Source organism: Parabacteroides sp. KHUB-01 (assembly GCF_056640935.1).
In genome coordinates this window covers 3,248,656-3,263,182 of the sequence record NZ_CM153256.1, presented here as the reverse complement: position 1 = coordinate 3,263,182, position 14,527 = coordinate 3,248,656, and the positions used below count along the sequence as shown (strand labels likewise).

Below are 14,527 nucleotides of genomic sequence, written 5' to 3'. Positions count from 1 at the left end.
ATAGTTTGTAAGTTTATTAGTTTATATGTGTCTGATTGGGTAAAAAATATTGAACCTCCTAGGTGAAACGGTTGGCTCACCTAGGAGGTTTAATAATTCGGATAAAACAATCCGTACTTATTATTACTAACTTAAGTTTAGTTATTTGCAAAGCTTAATTATATTATCTTCGCCACAGATGTGGCGAAATCAGGTCACAGATGTGATTTAATTAAGTCACAACTGTGGCGAAATCAAACCACAGTTGTGGCGAAGTTAGTTAAATTACAGATATTATACTCTTGTTTACTTGTATCTGAAACCTTGTTTACTTTTAAGTTAAGCAACTTACGAAACTTAAATTACTAATTTCTTATAAAGGAATAAATGTGAATCCCCACAAATAATCTTTATTAGCCGGCAATGTATATTGAGGTTCCGGACGAGCACCCCAGCTGTCGAATCCTCCAACACCCTGCTGACGATAATCTACGCAAACTTCAACGAAATCACGATGTTCAACATGATTTATATGATGCTGACGGCGCAACACGTTCTTTGCTTCTTCCTCGTTTTGGTTGGCAACTTGCTCCGGAGTAAGATTTCCCCACTGTCGTGGCAATGCAACTTGTTCCTCATCATCAAAATCCTCAACTGAATTTCTCAGGGCATTAAATTCAATGAGGCTGTCAGCTTTGATAAGAAGACCTTTGTTGCCATTAACTGTAAGTTTCAGCCATCTTGTGTCGGTGCGATGTCCATTTTCCTGAGGACGAACATATGGGAAATACATATCTTCGGCAGTAGTCTTGTAAACGCCTACCGGACTTCCGGCATTGCGGTCGCAATAGTTTTCGCCAGGACCACGTCCGAAATATTCTACCTTATTCATTTCGGCAGGCAAACGGAATCTCACACCAATACGTGGAACATTAAGCTTCGATGCTTCGGCACGTGCAGCCTCACGACCAGGAGAGAATGTTGCTGTGCGAGTTTCCTCAGACATTTCTGTTGAGTTTTCAGTAAGCTCGGTTGATGTGAAATGTGCACGGACATTAACCGCTCCGCTAGGATAAACAGTATAATTCATCACATAAAGATTTCCTGCCGGCAAAAGATAGCAAACAGAAAGAACAGCATTTTCTCCGTCTTTCTTCAATGTAGCTTCTGTGACATTGAAATCCTTGCTGCTCTGTTTCCAGATTTGTTCGCGTTTTGGCTGCTGGCTTCCATAATCATTATCATTTGGTCCACGCCAGAAGTTAGGCTGAATGCCGAAACCTTCAGCAAAATATTCTGTTCCCTTCACCTTATATGAAGTAACAATTCCTTTTGACTTGTCAAATACAAATGAAAGACGTGATGAAGTGACAGAAAGCAAATCGCCCGAAGTTGAGCATTTCAATTCAGGTCCGTTTGTTTTGAATGCCGAAACCGGTGATTCAATAGGCAAGCGGAACTGCTCCTGAGCTATGACATGACCGGCAGGAACTCCGGGTTCGTCATATACTGAAACTACACTGAAATTCACGAAATATTCTGTATCTGCTTTCGGTTTCAGACGCAAAACAGCCGGAACATTAAGCTCGGCAGACTGCTGCGGTTCAATGTCAAGTGAAATCTTGTTGTTGTCAATAGTTTTTCCATTAGCCGAAACAGTATATACAATCATATATTTCTTCAGATTCGTAAAATAGAAGCGGTTTTTGACTGCAAATTTTCCGGCAGCCAAATCCACCGGTTCAAATGCCACGTTCTGATGTGAATATTTCACTTCAGTCATAGCCGGATGCGGAGTGCGGTCAGGGCTTACAATACCATTACACAAAAAGTTTCCATCGCTTGGAGCATTCACGCCATAGTCGCCTCCGTAAGCATAGTATTCTCGTCCGTTTTCATCAACTTCAAGGAATCCCTGGTCAACCCAGTCCCAGATAAATCCACCCTGCAAATTAGGATATTTATAAATGGCTTTCCATTGATTGTTGAAGCTTCCTGTTGAATTGCCCATTGCATGAGCATATTCCGACGGAACGACAGGACGGTCACTTCCTTCCTTTCCTATTTTCTCCAGCCAGTTTGCGTCCGGATATTGAGGAACGTACATATCAGTGTTCCATTCCCACAATGCACGCTCATAGTTAACCGGACGGTTCATCATATCTTTTTCCTTATTCTTTATATATAAATATGTCTGATAGAAGTTGTAACCGTTTCCGGCTTCGTTGCCAAGAGACCAGAACGTAAGAGATGCATAATTCTTGTTTCTTTCATACATATTCATTGTTCTGTCCATGTGAGGTTTCAGCCATTCAGGGTTATTACCCAAAGTTCCGCCTTTTCTCAAATTATAATACATACCATGAGACTCAATGTTTGCCTCGTCATAGACATAAAGTCCATACTCATCACAAAGAGAATAGAACTTGCGGTCCTGAGGATAATGACACAGACGCACGGCATTGATATTATTCTTCTTCATGATTTCGAAATCCTTGCGCATTGTTTCTTCCGAAACATAATGTCCGGTCTTCGGGTCATGCTCATGAATGTTTACACCTTTGAACTTGACCGGCTTGCCATTGAACAGGAAAACATTATATGGTCTGCCATTAGCATCCTTTTCTTCTGTTTGAGCCATTTCCATACGGCGGAATCCTACACGGAAAGGAACAACCTCAACAACTCGGTCACCATTCTTCACCGTCATAATAAGTTTGTACAGAGAAGGTGTTTCCGCACTCCATTTCTCTACGGTAGGAATAACAGCGTCGAAAGAAGCACGCTGAACACCATATGGGCTTACCCAAATATCCTTTTCTTCAGAAACTACTGTTTTTCCATCCTTGTCAATCAATTCATAACAAGCAGTGAGTTGCTGTGACTCAGTCATAGAGTTCTTCAAATCAACACCAAGGCGGAAAATTCCATTTTCATATTTATCATCAAGAGTTGAAACTACGTGAAAATCCTGTATAGCGGTTTTCGGTTGTGACCACAAGAATACATCTCTTTCTATTCCACTAATACGCCAAAAGTCCTGGCATTCCAGATAAGAACCTGTGCTCCATCTGAAAATCTTCAAGGTAAGAACATTCTTTCCTTCATTGATATAAGGGTTTATACGGAAAACAGCAGGGTTCTTGGAGTCCTCGCTATATCCGACTTCTTTTCCATTCAGATAAACATACAATCCTGATTTCGCTCCACCTACATACAAGTATATATCACGATTGTTCCACGATGAAGGTATTTCAATATCTCTCCTATATACACCGACAGGATTCTCCTCCGGCAATGTTGGCGGCATTGGATTGCGCGGTTTGAATTCATAGCCATGATTTGTATAAATAGCAGTACCGAAACCCTGACGTTCCCAGTTTCCCGGAACTTTAATGTCTTTCCAGGAAGATGTGCTTACTGAAGGATCTGTTATATTCTCAGGCAAATCCTTGTAGCCATCAACAAAATAGAACTTCCATGTTCCGTTCAGAGAAGAATAATAAGGACTATTCTCGTAACGCAAAGTCAAGGCAGAGGCTTTGTCCGGATAACTCATAAAATCCGATCGCGGTGCTTCCTTGTTGACTGCCACTGTCTGGATATCTTTCCAATATGGCAATTTTTCGTTTTCAGACATTGCTGAAGTTATCGAAGCAAAACTGATAAGTCCAGACAACATCAAAGTGCTAGCTGAGTGTTTCATGTTAAATTTATATGTTTGTTTAATGTAGTTATGCGCCATTATTAAATACAGACAAGGTTCAGTTGGCATACAATCATTTTTGTACTATCAACTGAACCTTGCAACTACACAAAAATTATCTTGCAGCAAAATAAGTAGAATATCCTTCTGCAACTTGTTTGAATGCCATAGCACCTGCAGCATTAAGTTCTACGTCCATTTTTCCACCATCAGGCAAAAACATAACGACGTTTTCTTCATCCTTAAACTGCATCAAATCAAAAGATTTACCATCGGCATTTACGCTCCAAGTTTTGTTTTCATTGTTATAAACCAAATCCATTGTAGCTTTTTCACCTTCTTTCTGAATATGGTAACCGTTCTCCTTTGTTTCTACCAAGAAAGTGCCATTGGATGTTTCTACATTCTTAACACTTCCAACATCAGCTACAGGATTATTTCCGCCCCAAAATTCAATTGAGTTAAACAAAATAGCATCAAAAAATATTGTTACTTCATAAACAGGAACAATCCAAAAGGCGAAAAAGATAAGTTCATTAACGAACTTATTGTCAACACTCTTATTCCAAGAAAGCAACTTGTTTGTCAAAGCAAATGGTCCAATACAAGAAGAAAGCAAAACGCTGGAACCCAAAGTTGCCGCAATCAACATCAAAAAATTTCTCTTTTTCATACTAGTACATTTTTAATGATAAATATTAGCGAAGATAGAAAATATCTTTATCATATATGTATCTTTGCAAAAGAATTTAAAATAAATAGTATGATTTCAGTAGATGCACTAACTGTTGAATTTGGAGGCTTCACTCTGTTTGATGACATATCATTTGTAGTAAATAAAAAAGACCGTATAGCTCTGGTAGGGAAAAACGGTGCAGGAAAATCAACTTTGTTAAAGATTTTTGCCGGAATCCAGTCACCGACTTCCGGAAGTATCAGTATTCCTAAGGACATAACTATCGGTTATTTGCCTCAGCACATGCAACTGAAAGATACACGTACTGTTAAAGAAGAGGCAGAATTGGCTTTCGAGCATATCCATGAGATGGAAAAAGACATCGAAAAGCTCAATCTGCAACTTGCTGAACGCACGGACTATGAATCAGAGGAATATCAGAAACTGATTGATGATGTAACTCATCTTACTGAACGTTTCCAGATGATGGGCGGCAACAACTATCATGCGGAACTGGAACGTACTTTGATTGGTTTGGGATTCAGCCGTGATGATTTCGGCAGACTTACTTCCGAATTCAGTGGCGGATGGAGAATGCGTATCGAATTGGCAAAGCTGCTGCTTCGCCGTCCGGATGTCCTTCTTCTCGACGAGCCGACAAACCATCTTGACATAGAATCTATCCAATGGCTTGAAAACTTCATCGCCACAAGAGCTAATGCAGTCATACTAGTTTCGCACGACCGTGCCTTTATCGACAATACAACCACACGCACTATTGAAATCGAATTAGGACACATCTATGATTACAAAGTAAAATATTCAGAATATGTGGTTCTAAGAAAAGAACGTCGTGAACAACAATTAAGAGCTTACGAAAATCAGCAGAAAAAGCTTGCCGATACGGAGGCTTTCATCGAGCGTTTCCGCTACAAAGCAACTAAATCCACTCAGGTGCAATCCAGAATTAAACAGCTTGAAAAGATTGAACGAATTGAGGTTGACGAAATTGATACTGCTATGCTTAATCTCAAGTTCCCTCCTGCCCCACATTCCGGCTCTTATCCGGTTATCGCAGAAGAGGTGAGCAAAAGCTACGGTAATCATGTTGTTTTCGAACACGTAAACCTTACTATCCGCAGAGGAGAAAAAGTTGCTTTTGTCGGTAAGAACGGTGAAGGTAAATCTACTCTCGTGAAGTGTATAATGAACGAAATAGAATATGGCGGAAATCTGAAACTCGGCCATAACGTAAAAATAGGATATTTCGCGCAAAACCAGGCGCAACTGCTGGATGACAACATGACCGTGTTCGATACGGTGGATTATGTTGCCCAAGGTGATATCCGCACTAAAATCAGAGATATACTTGGTGCATTCATGTTTGGCGGCGAAGCTTCTGAAAAGAAAGTAAAAGTGCTTTCCGGAGGTGAACGCAGTCGTCTTGCCATGATTCGTCTGCTGCTTGAGCCTGTGAACCTTCTCATCCTCGACGAGCCGACAAACCACTTGGATATGCGCTCAAAAGATGTATTGAAAAATGCGCTTAAAGAATTTGACGGAACTGTGATAGTTGTATCTCACGACCGTGAATTCCTTGACGGGTTGGTTGAGAAAGTTTATGAATTCGGCAACAAACGTGTTGTTGAACATCTTGGCGGCATTTACGACTTTTTGGAAAAGAAAAAGCTGGCAAGCTTGCAAGAGCTTGAAAAGACATCGCAATCTGCCTCAAGCAATGTTGCTGCCGACAATCAGCCTTCACAGAATAAATTATCATACGAAGCTCGCAAGGAATGGAGTAAAGCTGTGAAGAAACTTGAAAAAGCAGTAGCCGAAGCAGAACAAAAAATCGCAGATATTGAGAAATCAATTGCCGATATCGAAGCCAGACTTGCAACACCGGACGGAGCCTCGGACACAAATTTATATTCAGAATATTCTGAAAAGAAAAAAGCTCTTTCAGCTGCAATGGACGAATGGACAGAAAAAACCATGGAGCTGGAAGAAATGCTATCACAAGGATAAAAACAGGCAATAATTATCAATAAAATCTGTAAAAGTTGCCCAAAAGTCCTTATTTTTGTAGAAGAATAATAAACGCAAAAACTTAAAACCAAGTATATGTTAACTCAAATTATCAACGGCCGTATCCTTACACCACAGGGATGGCTCAAAGATGGTTCGGTTCTGATTCAGGACAACAAGATTCTTGAAGTTACGAACTGCGACCTTGCAATTGTTGGCGCTACTTTAATTGATGCCAAAGGAATGTATATAGTTCCTGGAGGAGTAGAAATACATGTTCATGGTGGTGGCGGACGCGATTTTATGGAAGGAACAGAAGATGCTTTCCGCGCTGCTGTTAAAGCCCATATGCAACACGGAACCACTAGTATTTTTCCTACTTTATCGTCTTCTACAATTCCAATGATTCGTGCGGCTGCCGCAACTACAGAAAAACTTATGGCAGAAAAAGACAGCCCTGTATTGGGACTTCACCTCGAAGGTCATTATTTCAACATGAAAATGGCTGGAGGACAAATGCCTGAAAATATCAAAAATCCGGACCCGGAAGAATATATTCCGCTGTTGGAAGAAACTAACTGCATCAAGCGTTGGGACGCAGCTCCCGAACTACCTGGAGCAATGCAGTTCGGAAAATATATTACATCGAAAGGTGTGTTGGCTTCAGTAGGTCACACTCAGGCTGAATATGAAGATATATATACTGCTTATGAAGCAGGCTACACTCACGCTACGCATTTCTACAATGCAATGCCGGGGTTCCATAAACGCAGAGAATACAAATATGAAGGAACAGTTGAAAGTATATATCTGATAGACAACATGACTGTTGAAGTTGTTGCAGACGGCATTCATGTTCCTCCAACAATATTGAGACTTGTCCACAAAATCAAAGGCGTTGAACGTACTTGTCTGATTACAGACGCTCTTGCTTGTGCAGCAAGCGACAGCGACACTGCTTTTGACCCACGTGTCATAATCGAAGACGGCGTTTGTAAACTTGCCGACCGTTCTGCTCTTGCCGGTAGTATTGCAACAATGGACAGACTTATCAGAACTATTGTTCAGAAAGCAGAAATTCCACTGGAAGATGCTATCAGAATGGCTTCAGAAACTCCTGCAAAGATAATGGGTGTTTATGACAGAAAAGGCTCATTACAGAAAGGTAAAGATGCTGATATTATGGTTCTGGACAAGGATTTGAATGTCCGCGCTGTTTGGGCGATGGGTAAACTTGTTGAAGGAACAAACAAACTGTTTTAATAACTTAGCTTAAGTTTCGCAAGCTCGACTTGTAGATAACTAGTGGACAAGGCTTCAGAGACAAGGGAAAAAAAACCTTGTCAACTCGTTCCCTTGTTAACTTGTCAACTCGTCAACAAAAATCTCAACCTTGCGAAACTTGAAAAAATTAATGCCTATGCTTACACAAATTATAAACGGTCAGATACTGACTCCTCAAGGTTGGCTTAACGATGGCTCAGTTCTTATAAGCGACGGTAAAATCCTTGAAATTACAAATAGTGATTTAGCCGTAATCGGAGCTAAAGTGATTGATGCCAAAGGAATGTATATTGTTCCAGGCTTCGTCGCTATGCACGTGCACGGTGGAGGTGGTTACGATTTCAAACAAGCAACTGCTGAAGCTTTCGAAGCTGCCACAAAAGCTCATCTGAATCATGGAGCAACAACTATATTCCCGACTATATCATCATCTTCTTTCGCCACTCTCAAACAGGCTGTGTCTGTTTGCGAAACAAAAATGAAAGAAAAAGGCAGCACAATTCTAGGTCTCCATATCGAAGGTCCGTATTTGAACCCTAAAATGGCGGGAAATCTGTTTGCTGAAGATATAAAAGGAATCGACAAAGCTGAATATACAGAACTTATCGAAAGCACTGATTGCATAAAACGCTGGGATATCAGTCCGGAACTGGAAGGTGCTCACGAGTTCGCGCAATATACTCGCTCAAAAGGCATCATGACTGCTATCACTCACACTGAAGCAGAATATGGAGATATAAAGGCTGCTTATGCTGCCGGCTTCACTCACGCTGCACATTTCTATAATGCAATGCCTGGATTCCACAAGCGCCGCGAATATAAATATGAAGGCACAGTGGAAAGTGTATATCTGATGGACAACATGACTGTTGAAGTAATTGCCGACGGAAGACATTTGCCTTCAACTATTATCAGACTTGTCTATAAAATCAAAGGCGTTGAACGCACTTGTCTTGTTACTGACGCTTTGGCTTATGCTGCATGTGAAAATCCGAATGTCGACCCAAGATTTGTCATAGAAGATGGAGTTTGCAAACTAGCAGACCATTCATCTTTGGCTGGTAGTCTTGCCACAATGGACAAACTTGTTCAAACTGTAGTAAAAGCTGGTATTCCTTTCTCTGACGCAGTGAGAATGGCTTCAGAAACTCCGGCAAAACTAATCGGTGTTGACGACAGAAAAGGTTCATTGCAGAAAGGTAAGGATGCAGATATTCTTATTTTCGACAGAAATCTGAATCTGCGTGCCGTATGGTCAATGGGAAATTTGGTTGAAGAAGCAAATACTTTGATATAAGTTGACGATATTTCAGGGACAAGTTGACAAGGATTTTATCTTGTCAACTTGTTTTTTTATCAACTAGTCAACCGAATCCAGGTTTACTTTGCCCTCAATCCAATCGACTCAATATATTCTCTTTGAGGAGTACAATTCTCAAAACGGCAGTTCTTGATAAAATCCATCATAGCCTTCCTGACAATTTCCTGGTCAGGACGTGCTGCCTGAATTTCTTTGTAAGTGCTTCTTGTCGTTTCTGAGAACGCAATAATTTTATCCCAATTTTCCGGCATTGTGATGCCCATCATACATGAATCATCTTTCTTCTTGTATGGCCAGAATGTCCATCCGATATTGTTTTCTTCCATCACCTTACAGAATGCAGATTGCCATTCAAATGTATTATGTCCTATCTCACCCATATACATAGGAAGATTCACGCTGTCGCGGAAAGCAATATAACTTCTTATAGCCTCAGCAGTTGAATCACCTCCGTAACGATGGCAAGTGTACATCAGTTTATCATCATACGAAGCATCTGTAAAAACAGAGAAATTACTGTTCCACTGAGGAGCTCCAAGAAGAATAATATGATTATTGTCCACTTCACGAATAGCCTTAACTGCACGTTTATGCAAAGGCTCAAGTTTTGCATTCAATTCATCGGCATTTTCAAAATAGTGGGCAATTGGCTCATTAATCAATTCATATCCGAGAATCACAGTCTCATTCTTATATCGTTCAGCAATTTTCTTCCAGATATCACAGAACAGCTGCTGGCTTTTCTCACTTTCAAACAGCCAAGGATAGCCATAGCTATCATCAATGTTATCTCCAGTCTGTCCGCCCGAGCATCATGCATATCCAGTATCAGATATAAATTATTGTCACGGCACCAATTTACCACACTATCCACACGTGCAAATCCGTCCTGAGCGGAAGTCAATCCCATATAATCCTCATCCGTGAACAATTTGTAATGGAAAGGAAGACGAATTGTATTTGCCCCCGTAGAAGCAATATATTCAATATCTTTTCGGGTGATATAATTATCCTTGAACTGTTTCCAGAAATCAGCTGTAAAATCCGGACCGACAAGTTCCGAAAACATAATATTTATAAAGTTTGCAGAGTTTGTTTTAGTAAATCCAAACATATAACCTTCCGGATTCAGCCAATTCCCCAGATTTGTTCCCTTTATAAACAGTTTTTCTCCATCCGGCTTAATCAAATCCGGTCCTTGAACGCGAACAAAAGCTTCTGCCGGAACAACCTTTTCGGTTTCCTGCTGAACAGGCTGCTGGCATGAAAACATGGCAGAAGCAAGCATAACTGACAATAATATCTTTTTCATAATATGTAATTTAAGTTAAGTTTCGCAAGTTGCTCAACTTAAAAATAAACAAGGCTTCAGAGACACAAGTTGACAAGATCAGAACACCTGTAATTTCACAAATTATTATCCAAAAATCTTGTTAACTTGTCTTCATGTCAACTCGTTATATGGAAATTGAGCTTGCGAAACTTGAAATCCTTTATATATAAGTAAAAAGACACAAACCGGGATTTGCCCAACAGAGGCAAATCCACGACTTTGTGTCTTTTGTATTGTTTATTCTGTTACAGAGTCAAATTTATGCTCCAAACAAAATTCCTGAGATTCTTATTCCACGTTAAAACCTGTAATCTTAACTACAGGAGCATTACCGCGAGTATCAACATCTTTCCATTTTATGCTGACTTCTTTCTTCTCGCCCGGAAGCAATGCGAAATAGTTGTCAGAATAGAATATTGGCAAGAACTGGTCGCCATCCTTGTCGCCTACAACATTCAAGCGGATCATAAGAGCCGGAACCTTTGTTGTATTCTCAACAACAACAGTAGCAGTCCAGTTTCCATCTTCACCCTTGGCAGAAGTTACATTTGAAGTAAGCTTAACTTTCTCAAGCTTGTTCAAATCCTGGTAGTTGTTTTCTTCCAGACTTCTGTGATAGAAGTTATCTGAAATAACTTTGCCGTTCTCGATAAGCCACATCTTTATGAAGTGAACTTTAGAGATATTCTGAGGGAATTCAAGTTTGATGCACTTGTTTGTAGTGTCTTCATTGCTGTCAACATTCACTTCTTTTTCCCAAGCAACTGTTGCATCCATGTTCAACACCTGAACTTTTGCAGTAAGTCCCTTGTGATAACCTGCACTATAGTTGACCACTTCCACTTCGTCAGTAGCCGGATTCCACTGGATATGCAATGGCTCAGAAGCTTTCTTGATTGCGAAATAAGCAGCTGTAGGCTCGAAGTAATAGTCATAAGTCTGCCATACCATTGAAGGCCAGCAAGAGTGGCTCATCCACATCAACAGACCCATACGGTTCTTGCTGCGTGATTCGAACAAACTGCGGTGACCATCATAGTTGACCCACTGTGCTTTTTCAGTAAATTCTTTTGCATTCTGGGCTTCGCCATAACCTTTAGCAATGATTTCATTGAATGAAGTTGCTCCCTGAGCGCCTTCCAATGTATAGTCGTGCATACCCCATTCGTGAGACTGAGGCCACATTCCTTCAGGAGAATATGTACGCTGGAATCCTTCGTAAGTCAATACGTTTGGCATACCGCGTTCACTATGGAACTTGTCGTTACCAGTTTCAAGAGTAAAGTATGTCTTAGCCGGAAGCATACGATACGGACCGTGTCCGCTTACTACATCATCAGCAGAACTTGGAATATAATGTAATCCCGGATGTTCTTCCTTCACAATTCGGCGCAAAACCTTGTCGATTGTTTCAGGTGGGAAACCTTCGTTACGTCCGCAATAAATACCAATAGAAGCATGGCTGCGGATACGGCGAACATAGTCCTCTGCATTTGCTATGAACATTTCAGGATAATATGGATCTGGTCCGTCAGCAGGGTTTGCCAACCAGAAGTCCTGCCATATCATTATACCATATTTATCACAAGCTTCATACAACTCTTCGTCGCCAATCATACCAACCCAGTTACGCATGATTGTAAAGTTCATATCTGCATGATAAGCTACGGCTGCATCATATTCACGCGCACGATAGTTCAGATTTGACTCACTGAATCCCCAGTTACCACCACGACCAATGAAACGGCGGCCGTTGATATACATATTAAGGATTCTGTTGTCCTCGTTGAATGTCATCTGGCGGAGACCAACCTTGAAATCTTTTGAGTCAGAAACCTGGTCATCTACCTTGAATGTGAAGTTCGCATCATACAAATTAGGAGCGCCATAACCCTTAGGCCACCACAAACGAGGATTCTTTATGTTGAGCTGTTCGAATTTGTCAGCGTCAAACACAACAGTCTTCTCCTCTCCTGCTGCCAATTCAACAGGCTGATTGAACACCACATCACCAATCTTACCTTCAAGAACACCTTTCACTGCAGCAGCATCGTGGTTCTTGACGATAACCTCAGCTGTAAGTTTTGCAGAAGTTGTATCTGGCAAAGGCAATACAGTTTCCACCAATGGGTCAGCCACCGTAACCTTACCAGTTGTAGTAAGTTTCACATCATTCCAGATACCGATGTTACGTCCGCGCATTGTAGGAATCCAGTCCCAACCGATAGTAGCATGGAACGTAGGATTATCCGCACCAAGGATACCACCGTTGAAGTCCGTACTTTGTTTGTTCTTTTCCTTGATTGCGCCGATATGGTTATTCTTTATAATCTCAACGGCAACAACATTCTTGCCGGCAACAATAGCCTCAGTTACATCAAACTTGCCACGCATGAATGCACCTTCAATTCTGCCAACCTGTTTTCCGTTAAGATAAACATTAGCCTTCCAGTTGATACCGTCGAAATTCAGGAACACACGTTCTTTCTTGAAATCTGCAGGAACTTCAAATTCATCACGATACCAGAAATTAGAATAGAAGAATGATTCGGAAATATTGAGCTGATTATCCGCATAATTCGGATTAGGCACGGCACCTACATTTACATAACTGCTCAACACAGTTCCCGGAACAGTTGCCACAATCCAATTCTGAGGATTGAAATTAGCTGTAGAGATTTCCTCACCTTTAGCAGTCACTTCAGATGCACGCTGCAATTTCCAGTTACCGCCTGAAAGAACAATCTCACCGTTTGCCGCAGCAGGCTGAGCAACAGGCTGAGCCTTCAAACCGCCCTTACCCATCACTTCCATTTCACTCAGGACATAATGACCTTCGCCGGCAGGCTGTTCCATCAACACTCTCACATAGCGTGCATTACCCTTAACTGCTATTTCGTCAGTCAAAGATTCACCGCCAGGCAACTCTGCCACATCATTCCACTGCTTAGCATCGTTCGAAGTCTGGATTTTACCTTTTGAAGCCTTGTTTACCCAGTGCAAAACCACTTTGTCAAATGAAGAAACACTGCCCAAATCAACATATATCCATTCCTGCTTGTCAGTTTCACTCATCCAAGCGCTGCTATAGAACTGCGAAGGTTTCATTTCCACAATATCATTCTGATAAAGGAAATTCATATCCATAAGAGTCCAGTATGCAGCACCTGCCATTTTGAAGCAAACACGATAATAAGAGTAATCACCTGTTTTATCAAGACTGATAGTCTGATCGATAATTCTTACAGGAAGATCACCTTTTTCGCTCTGCTTGTTAGGGTCAGAATGCATTTTATATGAAGAAGCCTTTCCCGGCAGACCGCTTCCGCTTGATTTGCCCAGTTCTTCCCAAGTCTTACCGTCGTTCGAACCCTGGCAAATAATTTCATAACCTTTATTTGCCTTAGCTGCATCATAAGCAACCGAACCACGCATATAAACCTGGTCAGCCTTCTTGCTGTAATTATTCAGAGAGAACTGGAAATAAGTATCCTCGCCAACAGTGATATTACGTGAATAAGGACCTTGGTCAATCATCCATTCACGCTCACGGCGTGGCTTTTCGCCATCAGGAGTAATCAAATCCAAATACTGTGGTTGCTTGTCTGTGATAACACCATCGGTCACAAGCTGTGCCACAAGATTATAGTCATGGCTTGATGACTGATACGCCGCACGAAGCAATGCTATATTACGATATGTATCATCCGGTTTAAGCTCAGGAGAAAAATCCTCAGAAGGATTTCCTGGATAATGACCAATACCACGAGTGTAGTAATCAGAACGTTCGAAAGATTCAGTCGACGCTCCAGCTCCCGTACAACTCCAGAACATAGCAGCAGTTGCTGTTGCCAGTCCGCATAGAGTAAGCACACGAGTCAGTTTTTTCGTTTCAATTTTTGCCTTCATTATATATAAATATGTTGTAATCCACTGATTATTTGTTTTCCATGTTCTGCAAAAATACATATAAGAAACGGACTATTAAATAATTTAACAAAAAACTTTTCCAGTTTTGCTTTTGAGAGGCGCAATTAATATAATTCAAGCTTCACAAACGGAACTTTCAGTTAACGAGTTGACAAGAAAACAAGTCGACAAGTTTTTTCAGATGATTAAAAGCGAAAAATAGCTATTCTTCTTGTCAACTTATCACTAATTCCTTGTCAATACAATTTTTTTAATTAGCTTTGTAACAGA

Annotated in this window: 6 protein-coding genes and 1 pseudogene; 3 read left to right on the top strand and 4 right to left on the bottom strand. The window is 40.9% G+C overall.

Annotated elements, in window-relative coordinates; genetic code table 11:
* Positions 1-352 precede the first annotated feature (352 nt).
* Both ACYIAR_RS13770 and ACYIAR_RS13765 read right to left on the bottom strand, forming a co-directional pair.
* Positions 353-3,685, bottom strand: coding sequence for a glycoside hydrolase family 2 TIM barrel-domain containing protein (locus ACYIAR_RS13770; RefSeq protein WP_480330313.1), 3,333 nt, complete (start codon positions 3,683-3,685; stop codon positions 353-355).
* 115 nt (positions 3,686-3,800) lie between these two features.
* Complete coding sequence (locus ACYIAR_RS13765) at positions 3,801-4,358, bottom strand: DUF3332 domain-containing protein (protein WP_480330311.1); 558 nt, start codon at positions 4,356-4,358, stop codon at positions 3,801-3,803.
* Positions 4,359-4,448: 90 nt separating this feature from the next.
* Between ACYIAR_RS13765 and ACYIAR_RS13760 the strand changes: the two genes are divergently transcribed.
* The 3 genes from ACYIAR_RS13760 to nagA (ACYIAR_RS13750) all read left to right on the top strand — a co-directional run bounded on the left by ACYIAR_RS13760 (position 4,449) and on the right by nagA (ACYIAR_RS13750) (position 8,970).
* Positions 4,449-6,389 (top strand): ABC-F family ATP-binding cassette domain-containing protein, encoded by a 1,941-nt coding sequence (locus ACYIAR_RS13760; protein ID WP_480330309.1) that lies wholly within the window; start codon positions 4,449-4,451, stop codon positions 6,387-6,389.
* A gap of 96 nt (positions 6,390-6,485) precedes the next feature.
* A complete protein-coding gene (gene nagA / locus ACYIAR_RS13755) occupies positions 6,486-7,652 on the top strand; it encodes an N-acetylglucosamine-6-phosphate deacetylase (RefSeq protein ID WP_480330307.1) in 1,167 nt (388 codons plus the stop codon).
* Positions 7,653-7,809: 157 nt separating this feature from the next.
* The gene (gene nagA / locus ACYIAR_RS13750) at positions 7,810-8,970 is read left to right on the top strand and encodes an N-acetylglucosamine-6-phosphate deacetylase (RefSeq protein WP_480330305.1); all 1,161 of its coding nucleotides are present in this window, start codon (positions 7,810-7,812) and stop codon (positions 8,968-8,970) included.
* A gap of 83 nt (positions 8,971-9,053) precedes the next feature.
* Here nagA (ACYIAR_RS13750) and ACYIAR_RS13745 read toward each other — a convergent pair.
* Both ACYIAR_RS13745 and ACYIAR_RS13740 read right to left on the bottom strand, forming a co-directional pair.
* A pseudogene (locus ACYIAR_RS13745) lies at positions 9,054-10,306 on the bottom strand (glycoside hydrolase family 5 protein).
* Positions 10,307-10,615: 309 nt separating this feature from the next.
* On the bottom strand, positions 10,616-14,236 hold the full coding sequence (locus tag ACYIAR_RS13740; RefSeq protein WP_480330303.1) for a glycosyl hydrolase 2 galactose-binding domain-containing protein: 3,621 nt from the start codon (positions 14,234-14,236) through the stop codon (positions 10,616-10,618).
* Positions 14,237-14,527 lie beyond the last annotated feature (291 nt).